19 protein-coding genes and 3 tRNA genes are annotated in these 22,489 nt (G+C 40.3%); 13 read left to right on the top strand and 9 right to left on the bottom strand.

Translation table 11 applies throughout. The annotated features are described in order from the left end of the window. Together MKI85_RS00830 and MKI85_RS00825 are read left to right on the top strand one after the other, a co-directional pair. Window positions 1-2,280 (top strand): NADP-dependent malic enzyme, encoded by a 2,280-nt coding sequence (locus tag MKI85_RS00830; RefSeq protein ID WP_241624064.1) that lies wholly within the window; start codon window positions 1-3, stop codon window positions 2,278-2,280. An 81-nt stretch (window positions 2,281-2,361) separates the two neighbouring features. Beyond that, a complete protein-coding gene (locus MKI85_RS00825; RefSeq protein WP_241624062.1) occupies window positions 2,362-3,603 on the top strand; it encodes a multifunctional CCA addition/repair protein in 1,242 nt (413 codons plus the stop codon). 61 nt (window positions 3,604-3,664) lie between these two features. Here MKI85_RS00825 and epmA read toward each other — a convergent pair whose 3' ends face one another. Together epmA and MKI85_RS00815 are read right to left on the bottom strand one after the other, a co-directional pair. After that, window positions 3,665-4,642, bottom strand: a complete 978-nt coding sequence (epmA, locus tag MKI85_RS00820; RefSeq protein WP_241624060.1) for an EF-P lysine aminoacylase EpmA — start codon at window positions 4,640-4,642, stop codon at window positions 3,665-3,667. Further along, window positions 4,639-5,706, bottom strand: coding sequence for a 4-phosphoerythronate dehydrogenase (locus tag MKI85_RS00815; RefSeq protein WP_241624059.1), 1,068 nt, complete (start codon window positions 5,704-5,706; stop codon window positions 4,639-4,641). Before MKI85_RS00815 ends, epmA begins: the two co-directional genes overlap by 4 nt. Before the next feature lie 295 nt (window positions 5,707-6,001). Between MKI85_RS00815 and MKI85_RS00810 the strand changes: the two genes are divergently transcribed. Further along, complete coding sequence (locus MKI85_RS00810) at window positions 6,002-6,232, top strand: hypothetical protein (protein ID WP_348637227.1); 231 nt, start codon at window positions 6,002-6,004, stop codon at window positions 6,230-6,232. A gap of 86 nt (window positions 6,233-6,318) precedes the next feature. Here the strand turns inward: MKI85_RS00810 and MKI85_RS00805 are convergent, their stop codons facing one another. Further along, entirely contained in the window at window positions 6,319-6,900 is a 582-nt protein-coding gene (locus MKI85_RS00805) for a 1-acyl-sn-glycerol-3-phosphate acyltransferase (protein WP_241624055.1), read from the bottom strand. A gap of 621 nt (window positions 6,901-7,521) precedes the next feature. After that, entirely contained in the window at window positions 7,522-9,126 is a 1,605-nt protein-coding gene (locus MKI85_RS00800; protein WP_241624053.1) for an isocitrate lyase, read from the bottom strand. Between the two features lie 656 nt (window positions 9,127-9,782). Between MKI85_RS00800 and MKI85_RS00795 the strand changes: the two genes are divergently transcribed. Both MKI85_RS00795 and MKI85_RS00790 read left to right on the top strand, forming a co-directional pair. After that, a complete protein-coding gene (locus MKI85_RS00795; RefSeq protein WP_241624051.1) occupies window positions 9,783-10,772 on the top strand; it encodes a LysR family transcriptional regulator in 990 nt (329 codons plus the stop codon). A 128-nt stretch (window positions 10,773-10,900) separates the two neighbouring features. Next, the gene (locus MKI85_RS00790; protein ID WP_241624049.1) at window positions 10,901-12,229 is read left to right on the top strand and encodes a hemolysin family protein; all 1,329 of its coding nucleotides are present in this window, start codon (window positions 10,901-10,903) and stop codon (window positions 12,227-12,229) included. Between the two features lie 341 nt (window positions 12,230-12,570). Here MKI85_RS00790 and MKI85_RS00785 read toward each other — a convergent pair whose 3' ends face one another. The 3 genes from MKI85_RS00785 to MKI85_RS00775 form a co-directional block, all read right to left on the bottom strand. Next, window positions 12,571-13,077: a hypothetical protein gene (locus MKI85_RS00785; RefSeq protein WP_241624047.1), complete on the bottom strand. Its 507-nt coding sequence runs from the start codon at window positions 13,075-13,077 to the stop codon at window positions 12,571-12,573. A gap of 162 nt (window positions 13,078-13,239) precedes the next feature. Then, window positions 13,240-14,232 carry an NAD(P)H-quinone oxidoreductase gene (locus MKI85_RS00780; protein ID WP_241624045.1) on the bottom strand — a complete coding sequence of 331 codons (993 nt, stop codon included), beginning with the start codon at window positions 14,230-14,232 and terminating at the stop codon, window positions 13,240-13,242. A 147-nt stretch (window positions 14,233-14,379) separates the two neighbouring features. Next, window positions 14,380-15,561, bottom strand: coding sequence for a S1C family serine protease (locus MKI85_RS00775; protein WP_241624044.1), 1,182 nt, complete (start codon window positions 15,559-15,561; stop codon window positions 14,380-14,382). Window positions 15,562-15,728: 167 nt separating this feature from the next. On the opposite strand from MKI85_RS00775, the gene MKI85_RS00770 reads away from it, so the two are divergent. The 8 genes from MKI85_RS00770 (at window position 15,729) to MKI85_RS00735 (ending at window position 19,569) form a co-directional block, all read left to right on the top strand. Beyond that, window positions 15,729-16,487 (top strand): Nif3-like dinuclear metal center hexameric protein, encoded by a 759-nt coding sequence (locus MKI85_RS00770; protein WP_241624042.1) that lies wholly within the window; start codon window positions 15,729-15,731, stop codon window positions 16,485-16,487. 197 nt (window positions 16,488-16,684) lie between these two features. Further along, window positions 16,685-17,311, top strand: coding sequence for a superoxide dismutase (locus MKI85_RS00765; RefSeq protein ID WP_161933453.1), 627 nt, complete (start codon window positions 16,685-16,687; stop codon window positions 17,309-17,311). Between the two features lie 147 nt (window positions 17,312-17,458). Beyond that, window positions 17,459-17,534 (top strand) — tRNA-Asn (locus MKI85_RS00760). A gap of 9 nt (window positions 17,535-17,543) precedes the next feature. Beyond that, window positions 17,544-17,619, top strand: a tRNA-Asn gene (locus MKI85_RS00755). 119 nt (window positions 17,620-17,738) lie between these two features. Further along, complete coding sequence (locus MKI85_RS00750; RefSeq protein WP_241624040.1) at window positions 17,739-18,044, top strand: hypothetical protein; 306 nt, start codon at window positions 17,739-17,741, stop codon at window positions 18,042-18,044. Window positions 18,045-18,143: 99 nt separating this feature from the next. Then, window positions 18,144-18,219 (top strand) — tRNA-Asn (locus MKI85_RS00745). A 52-nt stretch (window positions 18,220-18,271) separates the two neighbouring features. Beyond that, window positions 18,272-18,715 (top strand): DUF2726 domain-containing protein, encoded by a 444-nt coding sequence (locus tag MKI85_RS00740; protein WP_241624038.1) that lies wholly within the window; start codon window positions 18,272-18,274, stop codon window positions 18,713-18,715. 227 nt (window positions 18,716-18,942) lie between these two features. Continuing rightward, complete coding sequence (locus MKI85_RS00735; RefSeq protein ID WP_241624036.1) at window positions 18,943-19,569, top strand: helix-turn-helix domain-containing protein; 627 nt, start codon at window positions 18,943-18,945, stop codon at window positions 19,567-19,569. Between the two features lie 47 nt (window positions 19,570-19,616). Here MKI85_RS00735 and ppk1 read toward each other — a convergent pair whose 3' ends face one another. Beyond that, window positions 19,617-21,698, bottom strand: coding sequence for a polyphosphate kinase 1 (gene ppk1 / locus MKI85_RS00730; protein WP_241624034.1), 2,082 nt, complete (start codon window positions 21,696-21,698; stop codon window positions 19,617-19,619). 115 nt (window positions 21,699-21,813) lie between these two features. Next, window positions 21,814-22,488 (bottom strand): monofunctional biosynthetic peptidoglycan transglycosylase, encoded by a 675-nt coding sequence (mtgA, locus tag MKI85_RS00725; RefSeq protein ID WP_241624032.1) that lies wholly within the window; start codon window positions 22,486-22,488, stop codon window positions 21,814-21,816. Window position 22,489: the final 1 nt, after the last annotated feature.

The raw sequence follows: 22,489 nt of genomic DNA, 5'->3' as shown, positions 1-22,489 counted from the left end.
ATGGACGATCAATCATTAAAACAGCAAGCTTTGTATTATCACGAGTTTCCAACCCCAGGTAAAATCAGTGTTACACCAAGTAAGCAGCTGGTCAACCAACATGACTTAGCCCTTGCTTACTCTCCAGGTGTTGCTGCGCCTTGTTTAGAGATTGAACGCGACCCTTCAACTGCTGCCCTATATACTGCTCGTGGTAACTTAGTTGCCGTTGTCAGTAACGGTACTGCGGTACTTGGACTAGGCAACATCGGTCCATTAGCGTCAAAACCTGTCATGGAAGGTAAAGGCGTACTCTTTAAGAAATTTGCTGGTGTTGACGTATTCGACATCGAAATCGCTGAAAATGATCCAGACAAGATTGTGGATATTGTTGCGGCATTAGAACCAACTTTCGGTGGCATCAACCTCGAAGACATTAAAGCTCCAGAATGCTTCTACATTGAACGTAAACTTCGTGAGCGCATGAACATTCCTGTGTTCCATGATGACCAGCACGGTACGTCGATCATCGTCGGTTCTGCCTTACTGAATGCGCTTCAGTTAAATGGCAAAAAAATTGAAGAAATTAAAATTGTCGCGTCTGGTGCAGGTGCTGCTGCCCTGTCATGTTTAGATTTACTTTGCGCGATTGGTGCCAAGAAAGAAAACATCATCGTTGCTGACTCACGTGGTTTATTGACAACTAAACGTGAAGGTCTAGATGACTCGAAAAAACGCTACGTACAAGATATTGAAGGCACACAACTTGCAGATGTAATTGCGGGTGCTGACATGTTCCTAGGTCTTTCTGCTGCAGGCATCTTAACCAAAGAAATGGTCAAGGTAATGGCAAAAGATCCTATCATCTTTGCATTAGCAAACCCAGATCCAGAAATTCTACCTGAGCATGCGCATGAAGTTCGCTCAGATGTGATTATGGCAACTGGCCGTTCGGACTATCCGAACCAAGTAAATAACGCGCTTTGCTTCCCATATATCTTCCGTGGTGCGTTGGACGTTGGTGCAACAACCATTAACGAAGAAATGAAAATCGCCTGCGTATACGCAATTGCACGTATGGCGCACATTGAAGCAGATGCTGCAACCTATGGTGAAAAATCAGCATCATTTGGTCGTGACTACCTGATTCCTCGCCCACTTGATCAACGTTTGATTCTTGAAATTGCACCTGCAGTTGCTCAAGCAGCGATGGATTCTGGTGTGGCAACCCGTCCAATCGAAGATTTCTCTGCTTATCGTCAACGTTTGTCTGAGTTTGTCTATAACTCTGCATTCATGATGAAGCCGATCTTCGCTCAAGCAAAAACAGATCCTAAACGTATTGCTTATGCAGAAGGTGAAGACCTTCGTGTATTACGTGCGGTTCAAATTGCTGTGGACGAAGGCATGGCGAAGCCAATTTTGGTGGGTCGTACGGCAGTTATCGAAGCCAACATTAAAAAATTAGGTTTACGCTTAGAACATGGCGTGAACATTGAAATTGTTGACCAAGAAAACAACCCGAACTACGAAAAATTTGCTGAAGACTACTACGACATCATGCAACGTAAAGGGGTAACACCTGAATACGCACACCGTGAAGCGCGTCGTCGTTCTACATTAATTGCAGGTATGTTGGTTAAACATGGTCTTGCTGATGGTATGTTGTGTGGTACTTACTCAAGCTATGACATTCACTTGGACTTCGTGAAAAACGTGATTGGTTTGAAAGAAGGTCGTACCAACTTCTTCACCTTGAACGCATTAATGCTTGAAGATCGTAACCTTTTTATTGCTGATACTTATGTAAATACTAACCCGACTGCTGAACAGTTGGCTGAAATGACGATTTTAGCTGCGGAAGAAGTTCGTCGTTTTGGTATGACACCACGTATTGCACTTCTTTCGCACTCTAGCTTCGGTTCAGATCAAAATGATCCAAGCGCTCAAAAAATGCGTAAAGTATTTGAAATCTTGAGTGAAATTGCACCTGAACTTGAAGTTGAAGGTGAAATGCACGGTGATGCTGCAATGGACGAAACCATTCGTCACTTTGCCTTCCCGAACTCACGTTTCAAAGGTTCTGCAAACTTGTTAATTATGCCGAACCTTGATGCTGCAAACATTTCATTCAACCTATTGAAATCAACTTCTGGTAACAATGTGACCATTGGTCCTATTTTACTCGGTGCAGCGAAACCAGTTCACATTTTGACTCCAACGACAACAACGCGTCGTTTAGTCAACATGACAGCATTAACTGTGGCTGAAATCCAGCAAGCTGAAACTGAAGCGCTTTAATCTTTAGTAAAAAGCTCAAGTTATTGACTTGAGAAAACCTCTATTCTGTAGCATGATTGCTTGAAGAATAGAGGTTTTTTCATGCAAGTTTATTTAGTAGGCGGTGCAGTACGAGATCACTTACTCGGACATCCCTATCACGAAAAAGATTATGTCGTTGTTGGTGCTACTCCAGAGCAATTACTTGCACTTGGTTATCAGCCTGTAGGCAAAGATTTTCCTGTTTTTTTACACCCAGAATCAAAAGAAGAATATGCATTGGCCCGTACTGAACGTAAATCAGGACAGGGATATCATGGTTTTGAATTCTATACCGATGTCAGCGTCACGCTAGAAGATGACTTGATTCGTCGTGACTTAACCATCAATGCCATGGCCATGGATGAAGAGGGTCAAATTTATGATCCCTATCTGGGGCAGCAAGACCTCGCCAATAAAATTCTGCGCCATGTATCCAATGCTTTTGTCGAAGATCCTTTGCGTGTTCTGCGCGTGGCACGTTTTGCTGCACGCTATAAACCTTTAGGTTTTAGCATTGCAACCGAAACACTGGATTTAATGCGTCAATTGGCAGAATCAGGTGAGTTGAATGCCCTAACTCCTGAACGCGTATGGAAAGAAACCGCACGTGCACTCATGGAACCGCATGCCGATATTTATTTTGAAGTACTAGAAGCCTGTGGTGCTTTAAAAGTTTTATTCCCTGAAATTCAAGCTTTGTTTGGTATCCCGCAGCGCCCTGAATATCATCCTGAAATTGACTGTGGTATTCACACCTTGATGTCACTGCATCAAGCCTGCAAAGCCAACTATTCATTGGATGTCCGTTTTGCCGTACTGGTGCATGACTTAGGCAAAGCCCTCACCCCTGAGCATGAATTACCTCGTCATATCATGCATGAAGAACGTGGCATTCAACCTGTGACGAATGTATGCGATCGTTTAAAAGTTCCGACTCAGACCAAACAATTAGCTTTAGCTGTCTGTAAAGAACATTTAAAGTGTCATCAGGCGTTTTCACTAAAACCAGGCACCCTCTGGCGTCTGTTACAACGTTTAGATGTGCTACGTCGTCCAGAACGTGTTGAAGCATTTGTTCAAGCCTGTGAGTGTGATGCCCGTGGACGTCTCGGACTTGAAGATCGAGCATATCCTCAAGCTGAATATGTCCGCAATGCCATGGAAATTGTACGCGGCATTAAAGCTCAGGACTTACCTGTAGACATCCAAGGCTCCGAAATTGGTGAAATGCTGATTCAACGACGTATTCAAGCCTTAGAAGCCTATAAAGCGACGCACAACACAATAGATAATCCACAATAATAAAAAGCCCTTATCTATTTCAGATAAAGGGCTTTTTTAAAATACTAGCTGATGCTTCTAGCTATGCAATTTGAGCTGGAAAGGTAATCACCTGCTCTAACCGCATCTTTTCAGTCGCCACCATCAATAAACGATCTAGACCCAAAGCAATACCTGCACATTCACTCATCTGCGGTAAAGCTGCCAATAAATATTCATCGATAGGCATCACATGCAAACCTAACTGCTCACGTTCTTGATTATCTGCCTCAAAACGCTGACGTAATACTTCCGCATCAATCAACTCATCATAGGCATTGGCTAATTCCAAGCCTTCAATATACAGTTCGAAACGCGCAGCAACCAGCTCGCCATCTTCATCGAGTTTGGTTTTCGCCAAAGATGCCAGCTCTGGTGGGAAATCCGTTAAGAACACAGCCGTATCAAAACCAAGACTCGGCTCAACAAAATGGGAAAACAATAAGTCTATATAGCCAAGGCGGTCATCACCCAAGTCCAGATTTAAACCAACGCGTTGGCAACAATCTTGCAATTCTTTCAGCGTAGCTTGCAATGGATTTAAATCTAAACGATCCATGAAGGCATGTTTATAACTTAAGACCGTCGGACGAATGTCTCCAAAGCGATGTGCCAAAGTCACATTCAGTAAATCCGTCACCTCAAACATCAACTCTTTCAAACTAAAGTGCGGGCGATACCACTCCAGCATACTAAACTCACTGTTATGTTTACGCCCGTGTTCATCGTCACGGAAAACTTTACAGATTTGATAAATCGGACCACTACCACTCGCCAATAAACGTTTCATCGCAAACTCGGGCGAGGTCTGTAAATAATGCGTTGCTAGTTTGCCCTGTACATGACGCTGCGCCTGTACTGAAGCCAGATGCACATCGGTCACACCTGCTTGTGAGAGAATTGGGGTTTCCACCTCTAACACTTGCCGTTCAGCAAAGAACTGACGAATTTTGGCATACATTTTGGCACGGGCTTGCATAGCCACTAAATCACAGGTCGGTTGAAAGTGAATTTGACTCATGCTTGCGGACCTCCATGTGCTGCCCATTCGCGTCGAAGGGGATAATTCTTTCTTAGCGTATCAAAAGCGTGTTGTTCCACTTTGCCTTGCTTTACACATGCTCTTAAATTGGCATCATCTTGAGCAATATCATAAATCTGAGCTAAATATTGAGTCAGTACCGTTTTAAAATCTGCTTGTTCAAAATATTGTTGGCAACTTGGTAGCTGGCTTTCAAAGCGTTTTGTAATCTCGAAATTAAAAACTTTACAGAATGCCTCATAAATCATCTGCGTACCACGCGCTTTTCCTTCAAGACTGTATCCTGCAATATGCGGTGTCGCGAGAGCTAACAACTGCAACAACTCTTCAGAAATTTCAGGTTCATGTTCAAATACATCTAATACCACTGCACGATTCGTCACCTGAATATCTTGCATTAAAGCTGCTTCTTCGACCACAGGACCGCGTGCCGAATTAATGAGTATGGCATTCGGTTTCATTTGTGCCAAAGATGCAGCATTAAACATATGATAGGTTGGATGTTCTCCCGTTTTGGTTAACGGCACATGAATAGAAATAGCATCTGCCTGCTTTAATAACACTGAAAAATCCACTTGGGTAACATGCTCTTTGCTGACCAATGGATCATAGGCGATGATCTGCCAACCCAACAATTGCGCCATAGTCGCAAGACGTGAACCGACATTCCCCAACCCTACAATGCCCAGGCAAAAATTTTGCTCGACAGAAATCAGCTCAGGTTTTAAATGTAGAAGTGCCGTAATCACATATTCAGCCACGGCTTGCGCATTACATCCAGCAGCATTCGACCATGGAATACCCTCAGCATTTAAGGCTTGAATATCCAGATGATCTGTACCAATAGTCGCACTCCCAACATAACGCAATGCCGTATTTTCCACCAAAGCAGCATTTACCTTGGTCACGGAACGAACCAAAAGTGCATCAGCATCTGCAACGTCTTGATGACTCAGGTTACGACCTGCAACATGTTGGATTGCACCGAATTCCGAAAAAAAATAATCGGTAAAAGCAAGATTTTCATCAGCCACAATTTTCATGATTTGGACCAGCTATGGATTCTGAACTATATTACTGCTTTAGAATTACACTGACTATTCAATTACGTTCGTTTCAATTTCTCTGGAGATGATTAGGTGCACTTCTGTCTACTTTGCATCCAAAAAATCAAACTCATACATTAAAAATATATCATCTCAACACATTGCCACATAGAATGCAGAGCACTTTCACAACATACTATGCGACATGTTACGCCTTTCCATAATTTCTTGCGCCCTGCTTTTTTCAGGCTGCGCTTTCGGCACCAGTAAAGAAATAAAACAAGCCGAAAAAATGCTCGAACAATTTCAATGCCACAATATTGAATCCAGTCAAATGATACATAGCCCAATCAATAGTTATCATGAGCATGCCTTAGGCAATAGCCGTCAAAAAGTTGAAGCTTATGTACAAAGCTATAAAGATGGAGACATTCTGTTTCATGAACCTTTACCAGATGTTATCTCGGTTGAATATGAACATTATAAAGAAGCTTGTCAGTCACTTGGGGGATTAAGCCAGTAGCTACCCCATTCATGCTAATCAGAAAAAAAGCGAGGATAGCTGTACTAACCTCGCTTTTTATTTACCTGATCATGTTATACATCTGGTTAATTCGAATAACGGGTATCGACACTAAACTTTTCAGGAAACTTAGGATGAATTCTGGCGTAGAACTGCATAATTTCCTGCATATCTTGCTCATAGTTTCCTGTTGGATAAACAATTTTACCGACGCCTGCCTCTTTCTTTTTATAATCCATATAAGCCAAGGCAATAGGTACACCTGCATTGACTGCAACATGATAAAAACCTGTTTTCCATTGTTCTTGTTTAGCACGTGTGCCCTCTGGAGTAACCAACATTACCAGTTTAGGGTGAGTTTTAAATAAATCCGTCATGAGTTCAACCATGCTTGGACGAGCTTCACCTTCTTTTTTCGGGCGACGGTCAATTCCAATCCCACCCATTGCACGAACAAAAGGACCGAAAGGTAGTTTCATATAACTATCTTTAATGGTCAGTCGGACGTTAACCCCAAGTGCCTTTAAAGCCAAACGCGCGTAAAGCGCATCCCAATTACTGGTATGTGGTGCCGCAATCATGACACATTGCTCTAAATGTTCAGGCCAATGGTTATCCGTCTTCCACCCCATCAATGCCAAAGATTGTTCAGCCAACTTCTCAAACACAGCAACACCAAAAGCAACAAAAAAAAGACAGCGAATTCTAGCAGCCTATTTGAATAAAAAAAGTACCAATCGTTCAAAAATAAATCCATCAATATATAAATGTATAAGATATTTGTTTCTAATATTTTGATCCATATTTAAGTTTATCTATCAATTTGCATCATGCAATTTTATGCCTCCTTATAACGCCGAAAATTCCATAAATATGTGACAAATTCTTAACTTTTTGCATGGCTAATCTCATCCAGTATTCAATCTTTATTTGTAAAAAAATATCTCCCGAGTTAGAAATACTGATTCATTCCTAATTCCGTTTCACATTAAAATTTGATTGCTCTTTAATTTCATAACACGACCAAGCGTTATGTTTTCAATAATTCACCATTTATTTATTTTTCAATTGATCTATAAATCAACCAAGCATCACACATAAGATCTTTAGAATATGATGATAAATAAAATACACTACGCCACACGCTTATGTTCTATGGATCAGTCCGTATTCCAAACCCATGCAACATGTAAAAAACCATGCCGCAAGTTCACAAGCTCAATCTCTTTTCTAAAATTTTCCAATAAAAAAACCCTGCTTACGCAGGGCTTTTCGAATCAGATCGCGACTTAGTGAGCAGCGAATTGGTTCATTGTATTTTTAGCATCATCGTGCGCTTTAAGAGCGTTGTCACCAGAGAAGATTTCTTTGTGATCATCACCGATGTCAGAACCAGCCATTGCTTGGTGTTTAACACAAGCGATACCACCGCGGATTTCTTTACGTTGTACGCCAGCAACATAAGCCAACATACCTTCAGAACCGAAGTAACCTTGAGCAAGCTCATGAGTAGAAAGAGCAGCTGTATGGTAAGTCGGAAGTGTAATCAAGTGATGGAATACACCAGCTTCACGAGAAGCATCTGCTTGGAATGTACGTACTTTCTCATCAGCATCAGCAGCTAATTCAGTTGCATCGTACTCAGCGCTCATTAATTTAGCACGGTCGTAAGCAGAAACGTCTTTACCTTCAGCAACCCAACGGTCGTAAGCTTGTTGACGGAAGTTTAACGTCCAGTTGAAAGATGGAGAGTTGTTGTAAACAAGTTTCGCATTTGGAACAGTTTCACGTACACGGTTAACCATGTGAGCGATTTCATCAACGTTTGGAGTCGCAGTTTCGATCCAAAGAAGATCAGCACCATTTTGTAAGCTAGACACACAGTCAAGTACAACGCGGTCAATTTGCGTGCCTTCACGGAATTGGTACAAACCAGAAGCTAAACGCTTAGGACGGTGTAATTTACCGTTACGTTTGATAAGAATTTCGTCTTCTTGAGCATCAGCAATGTCAATTTCAACTGTGTCTAAGTAGCTGATGTATTGAGAAGCGATGTCGCCTGGCTCTTTAACCACTGGGATTTTTTGAGTTAAGTCAGCACCTTCAGAGTCAGTACGTGCAACGATGATACCGTCATCAAGACCCATTTCTAAGAATGCATAGCGTAACGCGTGGATTTTAGAAATGAAGTCTTCGTGCGGAACAGTTACTTTACCAGCTTGGTGACCACATTGTTTAGCGTCAGATACTTGGTTTTCGATTTGAAGCGCACAAGCACCAGCTTCAATCATTTTCTTAGCAAGTAAGTAAGTCGCTTCTTCGTTACCGAAACCAGCATCGATGTCCGCAATAATTGGCACAACGTGAGTTTCAAAGTTGTCGATTTGAGCAGTGATTTCAGCCGCTTTAGCAGTGTCACCAGCTTCTTGTGCTTTCTTAAGTGCACGGAACAAATCGTTTAATTCTTTAGCATCAGCTTGACGTAAGAAAGTGTAGATTTCTTCAATTAATGCAGGAACTGAAGTTTTTTCGTGCATAGATTGGTCAGGAAGTGGACCGAATTCTGAACGAAGAGCAGCAACCATCCAACCAGAAAGGTAGATGTAGCGACGTTCAGTAGTGCCGAAGTATTTTTTGTTCGCAATCATTTTTTGTTGCGCGATGAAACCATGCCAGCAACCTAATGATTGAGTGTATTTGCTAGAATCGGCATCATAAGCAGCCATATCACGACGCATAATAGCAGCTGTGTATTTAGCAATGTCTAAACCAGTTTTGAAACGGTTTTGTAATTGCATACGCGCAGCATCTTCAGCACTGATGTCTGCCCATGTGTTACCGAATTTTGCTTTTAATTCGCGGATTGCATCAATCGCTGTTTGGTATGTAGTCATGATATTTTCCTGTAATAATATTAGGATTTCATCAATTGAAGCACTAGAATCTGAATAATGATTTTTGTTCAGATTTACTACACTTCATTACGATGAATACAGATTAGATTGAGTTGCAAAATTAATCCAATATCCTCAAGTAATTTTCGGTATTTTTTAAAAAAATATATAGATCAAAGTCGTATTATAAGCACATTGATTTATTATAAATTACTGTTATTTAATAATAAAAAATAAAACCAGAAAATTATGATTACTTACAAATTGATAAATTGGATTAAAAAATAAGCATTAGACTTAAGTCGTGACTATCTATTTCCTTCCATTTTAGGTCGATTTTCATGCTCTAAATTTTGTATTTTTATACTTAAAAATTAAAATACAGATGTATAAAATGCGGCCTACTTTAGATTCTACCCATCAATAAAACGACTAATATTCAATTGAACCTATTGAATAGATTTTGTGCTAGCACAAGTTCCGCGACTGCGCCTTTTTAAGTGCAAATACTTTTCTATTTCGGTGTTTTCAGCTACTATGCGCATGCAAATGATTCAGCCTTTTCCTCTTCATTTTTCATCATATTTTCTACACAAGCCTTGCAGCTTATGGCATAATCAACATAATTTCATAAGTTTATTCTTGGTATTTATTTTATGAATCTGGAGCGGGTCGACCTTAACTTACTCATTTATCTTGATGTATTACTTCGTGAGAAAAACGTCACACGTGCAGCAGAGCAATTGGGCGTTACCCAACCTGCAATGAGTAACATCTTACGTCGCCTGCGTAATCTTTTTAATGATCCTCTCTTGATTCGTTCATCTGAAGGTATGACACCAACCGAACGTGCGCTTGAATTACAGCCACGCATTCGCGATGCCTTGTCTGACCTTTCGATGATTTTAGAACCTCGTACTGAATTCCGTCCTTATACCTCTAATCGTGTTTTCCGCATTATGACTTCGGACTATGCAGAAGCGACTCTAGTCCCTCGCCTAGTCAAAGCCTTACGTTCAGAAGCCCCTAATGTCGTTTTAGACTTCTTAACACCGAGTGATGTGTCTTATCGCGATATGGAACAAGGTAAAGTCGATTTAGCCATTAACCGCTTTAATGAAATTCCACAAAGCTTCCACCAAGTGTTGGTATGGCGCGACAGTTTTTCATGCTTGCTGAATAGTAAACACCCTGCTGCATCTAACTTAAACTTAAAAAGTTATCTTGATGCTCAACATATCTGGGTGTCTAAAACAGGTATGGGAGTCGGTTTTGGTGTTAACCCTGAGAAACAGGCAGGTTTAGGCTGGATTGATCAAGCTTTAGAGCGTATTGGTCAAAAGCGTAAAATTTCCGTCTTTACTCGACACTACCAAATGCCTGCTTTATTGGCATCAAATGTCGATTTAATTGCAACTTTGCCAACACGTATTGCGCGACTTCAAGCAAAAAGCCAAAACTTATTAATCAAAGATCCACCATTTTATATTCCAGAGTTTGAGCTGAAGATGGCATGGTGTCCGTTATTGCACCATCACCCCGCACATCGTTGGTTACGTCAATTGATTCTGTATGTTGCACGTCAAATGATTGAAGAAGAAAATCGTGAATTCTTACTCAATAACACACAATTTTCACATTATTAATTAGATTTTTCTTAAATTCTTTTTGTTTAAGATTATACTGTAAGCACTTCGGGTTGAATCGACTTCTTCCCCAAGTGCTTTTTTGTGTTAAAAATATTCCATAATAATGATGATCCGCAGGTGGATTCGTGAGCCTCTTCCAGAATATTATAATCATTGCACTTCTGATCGCAGGTGCGGGTTTTCTGTCTCTTACAGAAATTGCTCTGGCAGGCGCGCGTAAAGTCAAACTCAAAATTTTAGCCGAAGCTGGTGAAGAAAGAGCGCAAAAGGTTTTAGATTTACAAGAAAATTCAGCTGATTTTTTTGCTGCATCCCAAATTGGTCTAAATGCAGTTGCAATTTTAGGCGGTATTTTAGGTGAAGGTGCATTCCGTCCTTATTTTCTCTCTTTTGTATCTCGCTTCTATACGGGTGACTGGTCCGAAACCATCAGCTTTGTCCTGTCTTTTACCTTAGTCACTTCTTTATTCATCCTGTTCGCCGATTTAATGCCAAAACGTATGGCCATGATCGCACCAGAAAAAATCTCGATTGCAGTCATTAATCCGATTCAAGTGTTTATCAAAGTCTGTAAACCTTTGGCTTGGATCATTAATGCTTTAGCCAATCTATTGTTTAGACTATTTAAGGTCAATACCATTCGTGATGACAATATTACCTTTGATGATATTTCCGCTGTCATGGATGCAGGCGCACAAGCAGGTGTTTTACAAAAGCAAGAGCATCATTTTATTGAGAATGTATTTGAGCTTGAAGAACGTAATGTACCCTCAAGCATGACCACCCGAGAAAATGTGGTGTATTTTACGTTAAATGAATCTGAAGCGAGTATTCGTCAAAAATTGGCGGAATATCCTTATTCAAAGTTTTTAGTCTGTAGTGAAAATATTGATGATGTCATTGGTTACGTCGATGCCAAAGATATTTTGGTACGTATTCTAAATAATCAATCTTTACTGCAACTTAATGAAAGTACGATTCGTAATGTACTCACGATTCCAGATACATTAACACTTTCTGAGTTGTTGGATCGCTTCCGCTCCAGCAAAGAAAAATTTGCGGTCGTAATCAATGAATATGCCTTGGTAGTTGGCGTCATTACCCTTTCGGATATCATGATTACTGTGATGGGTGACTGGGTTACACCCATGGATGAAGAACAGCAAATCATTAAACGGGATAACAACTCATGGCTGATTGAAGGCAGCACCCCAATTGAAGATATAAAGCATGCGCTCGAAATTGATGAAATGCCTGATGATGAAAACTATGAAACCCTAGCTGGCTTTATGATGTATCGCTTACGCAAAATCCCGCGCCCTGCGGATATTGTAATTTTTGGTGGCTATAAATTTGAAGTGGTTGATGTCGATCACTTTAAAATTGACCAACTGCTGGTGACACGACTTTTAGAACAGCAAGAAAACTCTACTAGCGAAAGTTCAGAAAACTAATTTACGTTCTAGCCTTCTTATTGAACCTCGCGCTTATTGCGAGGTTTTTTATTTTATCAACTGATCCGTCAATCACTGATGCACTCATTTATTATTGATGCCTAAATGATGGGAAAATTATCTGCCTCAATTTTATTCAAATTGGCATTATTGGGGAGCTTTAATTGTGAATTTTTCTAACTTAAATATGTAAAAAAGTTTAATCAGAAACCTCTCAGCAAGTACCTTAGATATGAGTGATAGCTGTAATTTTTAGAGTTTTTCCTCTGCATTCCAAGCTTAGATAAATCGCTTTAAAATAAAAAAGAGCATCCTCTGATGCTCTTTTTTATGAACCGTGTTTAGTACTTTGCAATCAATTCATCTAAAACGGCTTGATAATGAATCAAAATATCATCTTCTAAAATTTTGTAGGCATTATCAAATTGCACCATTGGCCAACCTTGCTTCCAAAATGGGAAAATGTTGTGCAAATCTTCTGTCACGGTTGCATCTTCACGGGTAATTGCTTGTGCAACTTGCGCCAAGACTTGTGCTGTCTCCACACCATCAATTGCTAAGTAATCAATACCTTGTGCTTTTAAGATACGAATACGGTCTTTTTTATAACGAATTTTTTTCGCTTGAGTTGAGTTCAGATTCAATGCCAGCGTTACCGCTTCAACAAATTTCTCTTCAAAAGATTGATGCAATGCAACTAAAGCTTGTTTGTGTGCTTCCTGACGTCCAGCCTTTCCCCCATCACGAATGATTTGATTGGCTTCAACATTGAGCTTATCGTTTTTCATAGACTTTAAAATGTCTAAAATTTCGATATCACTTAATTGCTCAGGAGATTGTTCAGTCATGCACTGCTCGTTTACATTAAAAATAAAGTCCTATTCTCGCATACTTCCAACATAAAGAGCAGTCTTTACAACCATGCTCAAATATAAACATCAAAGTCAGCTTCACCATCTTCTTGCAGACGATTACTTAAAGCCAACTTAGAAATCAATAGATGCTGTACTTTAGATGACTTCCACTACTATTTTACCAATATGTTCACCAGTATCCATGGCACGATGCGCATCTTGGATTTGATCAAATTTAAAGGTTTTATAAATCATTGGAATACATTGTCCTTGCTCTAACAATGGCCAAACATTTTCCTGTAAACCTTTGGTTATTTCTGCTTTTTCCGCAGTATTACGTGCACGCATGGTTGAGCCAGTAATGGTTAAACGCTTCATCATGATTTGACCAAGTTTAACCTCTTTAGCCTTCGCACCGCCCAAAAAGGCAATGTAAACCAAACGTCCATCTTTGCGTAATAAATTCAGGTTTTGCTCTAAATAAGGTGCACCGACGATATCTAAAATGACATCTACCCCAGCCTGTTCAGTCTTTTCCTGAATATAACTTTCAAAGTTTTGGGTTTTGTAGTTAATTGCATCGGTTAAATGTGCAATCGCCTGAACTTTTTCATCAGAGCCCACTGTTGCAAAGGTTTTTAAACCAAGGGCATTACAGAGCATTAAGGCTGTAGTACCAATACCACTAGTTCCACCATGAATCAGCACCGTTTCTCCTGCTTTGGCTTTACCCATTTGGAACACATTCGCCCAGACGGTAAAGAAAGTTTCAGGTATTGCTGCGGCTTGTACATAGCTCAAACCCGTAGGAATTTTTAAAGTTTGGGTTTCAGGAACCACGCAATACTCCGCATAGCCACCACCATTGGTCAAGCCACAAACCTGATCACCCACTTTAAAGTTTTGTACCTCAGTACCGACGGCAATCACCTCACCTGCAACCTCCAAACCAGGTACAGGCGTTACACCTTTAGGCATTGGATACAGACCTTGACGTTGTAAAATATCAGGGCGATTTAATCCAAAAGCATGCACTTGAACCAATACTTCATCTGCTTTTGGTTCTGGTACTGTGGTTTGCTCTATTGCTAATTTCTCTGGTCCACCCACTTCGGTAATAACTACCTGATGCATCATTGGATTGGTCATGATGTTTCCCTATGTATTCATTTGTATTTTCATACTGTATTTGAGCATAAACTCTCAACTGATTGAAGCCAACTGGCTTAGATAATTCGGCTAAGAACTTAATACTCCATCATTAAAAAGCCCCAACTTTGGGGCTTTATGCTGAAATTAACGTTTTGGTAATGGAATATATTGGGAATCTGAATTTTGGACTTTGCGTTCCCCAACCACCACATTTAAGGTTAATGCCTGATCACCCCGTTGTACTTGAATTTGAATGGAGCTGTTTGGTGCTTGCAATGCCACATAATTAATCAAGTGCGATGCTGAAGTAATCTTCTCATCATTCACCTGAGTAATTTTATCGCCTTTCAGTAATCCTGCTTGAGCTGCTGGTCCATTTTTAAGGACATCTGCAACAACCACACCACCTTGTTTTGGTTGCATTACATTATCTTGCTGTATAGGCATTAAGCTAATACCTAACCAACCACGAACCACACGACCATCTTTCAAAATTGAATTCAGCACTTGCTCACAAACTTTAGCTGGAATCGCAAAACCAATCCCCAGTGAACCACCAGATTGAGAGAAAATCGCGGTATTTACACCAATCAAATTACCAGCCACATCAATCAAAGCGCCACCAGAGTTACCTGGGTTAATAGCAGCATCGGTCTGAATAAAATCTTCATAGGTGTTAATACCCAAATCTGAACGACCTGTTGCAGAGATAATTCCCTGCGTGACGGTTTGACCCACACCAAATGGATTACCAATCGCCAACACAACATCGCCCACTTCATTACCACTCAGCTTAAATGGCAATACAGGAAGCTTATCCAATTCAATCTTAATCACGGCTAAATCAGTATCAGGGTCAGTTCCAATAATTTTAGCAGCCGCACGTCGACCATCTTGAAGTGCAACAATAATTTGATCGGCTTGTGACACTACATGATTATTGGTGAGAATATAGCCATCAGGACGTACAATTACCCCCGAACCTAAGCTATTTTCATTTTGTCCTTGATCAAGCTGATCAGGTAATTGATTTCCAAAAAACTCACGAAATGCAGGATCATTCAATAAAGGATGATCGAGTTGTTTCACTTTTTGAGTGGTGAAAATATTCACGACCGCAGGCGCAGCAACTTTAACCGCGGCACTATATGAAACTACACCACCAGTACGGCTGGTATTAATTAAAGGCTCGACTTTTTCTGCAGGCAGTTTCACCCCATCTGAGGCGATAGGCGCTTTTGGTTTTTGGTATTGTTGCCATGCAATAAAACCAATAATGACAATAATGAGTAACACCCAAGGTAACCATGTAAAGGTCCGGCGCACGTTGCTATCCTCTTAAAATATTTTAATTTCTTAATGACGAAGAATTTCTGCTTATTGTAAAGGCAAATACAACTCGATACACAAAATTCATGCAAGAGATTTGTGATGCTTTAGTTACAATTTAAAATATGTTTTGATGATATTAATTCGTTACTTAAGAGATTTTTATGGCTGCGCTACAAGAAATTTTGCAATGGTGTAATGACACCTTAAAGACTCCAGAATTCAAAGATTATGCACCCAATGGTTTACAAATTGAGGGAAAAGCTGAGGTTAAAAAAATTCTCTGCGCGGTAACTGCCTCGCAAGATGCAATTGATGCTGCAATTGCTCAACAGGCAGATCTACTCTTGGTGCATCATGGTTATTTCTGGAAAGGCGAACCCTACCCGATTACAGGAATGCGTGGAAAACGCATTAAAGCACTGATCCAAAATGATATTTCTTTAGCTGCCTATCACTTACCTTTAGATTCGCACCCGACGCTAGGCAACAATGCAGCAATTGCAGATATTCTAGAACTGGAAATTTTTGAAGCTTTGGATGCTTCAGAACGTCATCCCATTGGTAATATTGGGTATTTAAAACAAGCGCTATCGCCAGAAGAATTTAAGGCAATGCTCACAGAACGCTTAGGCTTTCAAACCATTCATTTACCTGCAGATAAACAAACCATTCAAAAAGTGGGCTTCTGCACAGGTGCAGCGCAAGACTTTATTAGCAAAGCAGCCGAGCAAAACTGTGATGCCTATATTTCTGGCGAAGTCAGTGAACGCACCTATTACGAAGCCAAAGAACTGAATGTGCATTACTATGCTTGTGGACATCATGCGACCGAGCGTTATGGGGTACAACGTTTAGGTCAAGCTATTTCAGAACAGTTTAATCTTGAGTATAGTTATTTCGAATTAAACAATCCGATTTAATTTGGATAGGATTGATTTTCCTTACTAAAAATATGGATTTAAAGCTACGTAATCTGGTTTACAGTATTTTTTATATACGTATAAATTTGAGCTTTATTCTGTATTGTTATTTAAAAGTATTGCGCAAATTCAGCCTCGAATCCTTTACAATAGTGCCACTTAATGTCAAAACCCAGCAAAAGCAAGGAATTGAAATCATGACAACGATCACTTTACCAGCACTTCCATATGGCTATGAAGATCTTGCTCCTCACATCAGCAAAGAAACTTTAGAATACCATCACGACAAACACCACAACACTTATGTTGTTAACTTAAACAACTTAATCAAGGGTACTGACCTTGAAGGTAAAACTTTAGAAGAAATCATCAAAGCTTCTGCTGGTGATGCAGCTAAAGCGGGTGTTTTCAACAATGCAGCACAAGTTTGGAACCACACGTTCTACTGGAACTGTATGGCTAAAAACGGTGGCGGTAAAGCGACTGGTGCATTAGCAGCAAAAATTGATGAAACTTTCGGTTCATACGAAAAATTTGCTGAAGAATTTGCTGCAGCAGCGACAACTCAGTTCGGTTCAGGCTGGGCTTGGTTAGTGGCTGACGAAGTAAATGGTGCACTTTCTATTATGAAAACTGCAAATGCGGATACTCCACTTGCTCACGGTAAAGTTGCAGTATTAACCATTGATGTTTGGGAACACGCTTACTACATCGATTTCCGTAATATGCGTCCTAAATACATCACAACTTTCTTAGAAAGCCTAGTGAACTGGGACTACGCAAATGCGAAATATGCGGGTCAAGCAGCTGGTGTTGAAAAATAATTTTTATTTTTCTGCATAAAAAATCACCCTTTAGGGGTGATTTTTTTATTTTTAGGCTTTAACTGCATAATTATAAATCAAATAAAACAATTATCTTCAGGAACAGGTTGACGACTTGAGTTTTCATCCCTAAAATGCGCATCAGATTCTCCAATAGCTCAGTCGGTAGAGCGACGGACTGTTAATCCGCAGGTCCCTGGTTCGAGCCCAGGTTGGAGAGCCAATCTACTATTCTCCCATAGCTCAGTCGGTAGAGCGACGGACTGTTAATCCGCAGGTCCCTGGTTCGAGCCCAGGTGGGAGAGCCAAGATTCTAAAAAACCCACGCATGATGACGTGGGTTTTTTATTGCCTGAATTCCAACATTCATTGTATTCTGCTAGGGTTTTGACTATCTTTATTTCATAAGAAGATAAAGAGCATAAAAATGAATCTGCCTTGGTTAAAATCCCTAATTTTCTGGATTATCGTGGTTGTGGTGATCTTTGCCATCTTTCAATGCACGCAAAAATCTGAAGACAATAAATCTGCTTCTACCCTGATGTATGAGCGCTTATATCAATGCAGCCGCGATTTATCTGGAAAAAATTCAGCTGTACTCAACTCTATTCAAGCCCAAATTCGCCCCAACATGAAACAAAAAGAGCTGATGCAACTGATCAATCAATGTCGTCAGGTCAATCCACTGGCAACTCAAACCACATATATTGAGGCAATTCAGTCGATTAAATAGCCGTTTTGCCTATTTTTAATTCACTCAACTCAAAATAACTGAATTTTTTCACTTTTTACTTGACCACTTTCACTTAGCCCCCTAAAATGCGTTCCAGATTCTCCAATAGCTCAGTCGGTAGAGCGACGGACTGTTAATCCGCAGGTCCCTGGTTCGAGCCCAGGTTGGAGAGCCAAGATTCTAAAAGCCCACTCACTACGCAGTGGGTTTTTTATTGGATTCAATTTGTGTTTACATCTATTCAAACGCTATTTTTCATTATTGGCTGTCTGGCAAGTTTCGTGTTGCTGGTCATGCTGCTTCAGCATCTGTTTTGGAAACGTCAGCAATTTTATCAAAAGCCATTAATCACCGCCTTTGAACAAAAAATGTTTGTGCGACTCAATGAAGCACTGCCCGAGCATCACATTTTGGCACAAGTTGCATTTAGTGCATTGATTACCAGTCAACACTTTAAAATACGCCAACAATTCAATCGAAAAGTCACAGATTTTGTGGTGTTGAATCGCGATATGAAAGTCCTTGCGATTGTGGAACTGGATGACCCCAGCCATATAGGCAAAGAAGATGAAGACCGTCAACGTGACGCCATGTTGACAGAAGCTGGCTATACTGTGTTTCGTTACACATCTATCCCCAGTACCCGTGAACTGCGCAAAGATTTACTGTAGCTTTCTTGACTCGGCTTTTGAACAAAAACTCGGCAAATAAAAGATAATCTCAACAAATTTCCTTAAATTAACAACAAAATTAAAACCGTTTTCAATTAATTTTTATTCAACAAACACTTACACTAACCCCATATTCTTAAAATCCCAATTTACAGGTATAGAACATTTTCGGCATTTGGAACACAGTCAAAAGATAATTGGATGCTCAAGTTTAGGACTATAACAAAGTGAATGAGCTTTTACTCCCAGCACCCGTTTTAATTCTTTCAGAAGAAATTAATTTAGACCTTCGCATAAAAATATTATTGATGGAGTTAGGCTACCCTGCGCATTTAATTCATTCAACCCCTTATTTAGATGATGCTCTAGACATTTATCGGTTACATCTACCTAATATTGTCTTGATCGATCTTAATTTTACTCAAGTTCCAATACATGACTTAATCCGCACACTTAAAGCTTATCATCCTTATGTCGTAATTATATTACTGGCGCAATTCGGGCAAACTGAAAAAATCTTCCGCGGAATTCAAGCAGGTTCACATGGTTACTTTTTTGTAGAACAAACAGATCGGGAAATCTTACAGCAGATTCGAACGATTTTGAGAGGTGGTGCCAGTCTGCACAGTGAGTTAGCTCAATACATTTTAGACGCACAGAACCTCAGTCCCGCACGCCAGTTTATCAATCACTTTAAAGAACCCGCGACCCAATTTTCTGATCTTGAATTTGAGATTCTGACCTTAATGGCAGAACATATGAATACCCGTGAAGTTGCACATCAACTCGGTATTCCCCTCTATAGTGTGGAAGGGCGGATAAAATCCATTTACCGACATCTCAGTCATAATTAAAAAAGAGCCCAATTAAGGCCCTTTTTTTTGACTCTATTAAAGAATGCTTATTTAATCATTTCCAACAAAGTACGCTGGGCATTATGTGCTTCTTCACCCTCTGCCACTTGAGCACGAACCCAAGAGCCATCACCTTGTAACAACCATGCTTGTTGATTGTCTTTTAAATAATTCAATAAACCTTGCTGATAAATTCGCTTTTTCAGTGCTGGATCTTCAATTGGGAAGCACGCTTCAACCCGATTAAACAAGTTACGATCCATCCAGTCTGCACTTGAACAATACACATGTGCGTTGCCATTATTACTAAAATAATAAACACGGGTATGTTCCAAGAAACGACCTACAATTGAACGTACCCGAATATTTTCAGATAGACCCGGTAAACCTGGACGTAAGCAACAAATTGAACGAATAATCAGATCAATCTGCACCCCTGCTTGTGACGCTTCATAGAGTTTATTAATTAATTGCAGTTCAGTCAGTGCATTCACTTTGACAATAATTTGCGCTGGTTTACCTGCTTTAGCATTGGCAATCTCATCATCAATGAAATTGAGTAATTGTGCGTGCAAGGTAAATGGCGCATGCAACAGCTTTTTAAGTTTTGCCATTTTCCCCATGCCGGTCAACTCTTGGAAAATGCGATGTACATCTTCACAGAGTTCTTTATCGGTGGTGAGTAAACCATAATCGGTATAGATACGCGCATTACCCGCATGATAATTGCCTGTGCCTAAATGTACATAACGCACCAATTTGTTGTTTTCACGGCGTACCACCAGAATCATTTTGGCATGGGTTTTATAGCCCACAATGCCATAAACCACAACAGCACCAGCTTCTTGCAGTACATTTGCCACAGCAATATTGGATTCTTCATCAAAACGTGCACGTAATTCAATTACCGCAGTGACTTCTTTACCGTTACGTGCAGCTTCTGCCAAGACCTGTACGATTTCAGAATCGGCTCCACTACGATATAAGGTTTGCTTGATGGCCAATACCTGCGGATCGCGTGCAGCTTCACGCAGTAAATTAATGACTGGCGCAAAGGATTCAAACGGATGATGTAATAAAATCTCCTGTTTTTGCATGGCTGAAAAAATATTTTCAGATTTTTTCAACACCTTTGGAATAACAGGGGTATGCGTGTCATAACGTAAATGTGGACGCTTAAAATTTGACAATAAGCGTGCCAGATTCACTGGACCATCTACTTTATAGAGTTGCTCTTCATCTAGATCAAACTCATTCAACAGATAGTCATAAATATGCTTCGGACAGTTCTCAGTCACTTCCAAACGTACCGCACGTCCAAAACGGCGAGAGTTCAATTCACCTTTGAGTGCTTTGGCCAAGTCTTCGACATCTTCATTTAAAGCCAAATCTGCATTTCGTGTCACACGGAACTGATAACAGCCAGTCGCAGTCATACCTGGGAAGAGATCAGAAACATGCTCATGAATAATCGCAGACAGCATAACGTGATGCTCTTTACCGCCCGTCAACTCATCTGGCAAACGCACTACACGCGGCAATGAACGTGGTGCAGGCACAACCGCCAAATCAATCTGACGTCCAAAAGCATCTTTCCCTTCTAGCGTCACAATAAAGTTTAAACTTTTATTGACTAAACGTGGGAATGGGTGCGCTGGGTCTAGACTGATTGGGGTTAAGACAGGTGCAACCTGTTCTTGGAAGTATTTTTTTACCCAAGAAGACTGTGCTGGAGTCAACTCTCCACGGCGTAAGAAACAGATATCTTCTTCGCGCAACTTGGTCAAAATTTCTTCATTTAAAATGCGGTATTGACGTTCAATCGCTGCATGTGCTGTTTGCGAAATCTGTTCCAGTACTTGTTTAGGAGTCAGACCATCTGGGGTGTGACTTTCATTCCCCAAATCCAGTTGTTCCATCATGCCTGCGACACGAATTTCAAAAAACTCATCTAAATTGCGTGAGAAAATAAGCAGGAAGTTCATGCGTTCCAATAAAGGATGCAGCGGATCGACAGCTTGTTCAAGAACACGTAAATGGAAATCTAAAATAGAAAGTTCACGATTAATAAATCGATCATTATAAGTATATTCAACTGGCTCTAAAGGAGTCTGTGCCGCCGTATTCATAATCAACCCATGATTTTAAGACGTTATTTGTATATTCATAAGTATGCTTCAATTTTGTGACATTTTCATAAAAAAAGCCCAAAATAATTTGGGCTTCACATCTAAATTCTACACTTTATGGAATTTGACTATAGCGCATATATTTACGAATCATTTTTTTGCGAATTTGAATGCGTCGATCATTCTGATGTTCTTGGTAATACTTAGGATTTGGCAAAATTGCAGCCAAAAATGCAGCCTGATCACGACTTAAACTGCGTGAACTTTTGCCAAAGTAATGCTGTGACGCGGCTTCCACCCCATAAATATTTTCACCAAACTCGACTGAGTTTAAATAAACTTCCAAAATACGCTGTTTCGACCACATGCGCTCCATCATCCAAGTGGCAACGGCCTCCTGCCCTTTACGAATAAATGAACGCTTATTGTATAAGAACAAGTTTTTCGCCAATTGCTGGGAAATGGTCGATCCCCCCGCAACCACTTTGCCTTTGTCCTGATTGCGCTCTAAAGCGTATTGCATACCTTCCCAGTCAAAACCATGATGGTGCATAAATTTTCCATCTTCTGAAGCCACCACAGCACGTTTTAGGTAATCGCTAATCTCATCATAATCACGCCATTTATGATGAATCGGCTGAGAAGGTTCTGACCAATAATCCAGACGCATGAACATGGTGGTTTCAACTGGATGTGTTCGCCACCATACCAAACTGCTAAAAATCCAGAGCTGAACAAGAAGAATAAAACTGACAATGACTAACAAAGTTCGAACAAAAAAGGCTTTCATG

Source organism: Acinetobacter zhairuonensis (genome assembly GCF_022601715.1).
In the GTDB taxonomy this organism is placed as follows: domain Bacteria; phylum Pseudomonadota; class Gammaproteobacteria; order Pseudomonadales; family Moraxellaceae; genus Acinetobacter.
This window is presented reverse-complemented; position numbering and strand designations above follow the sequence as displayed.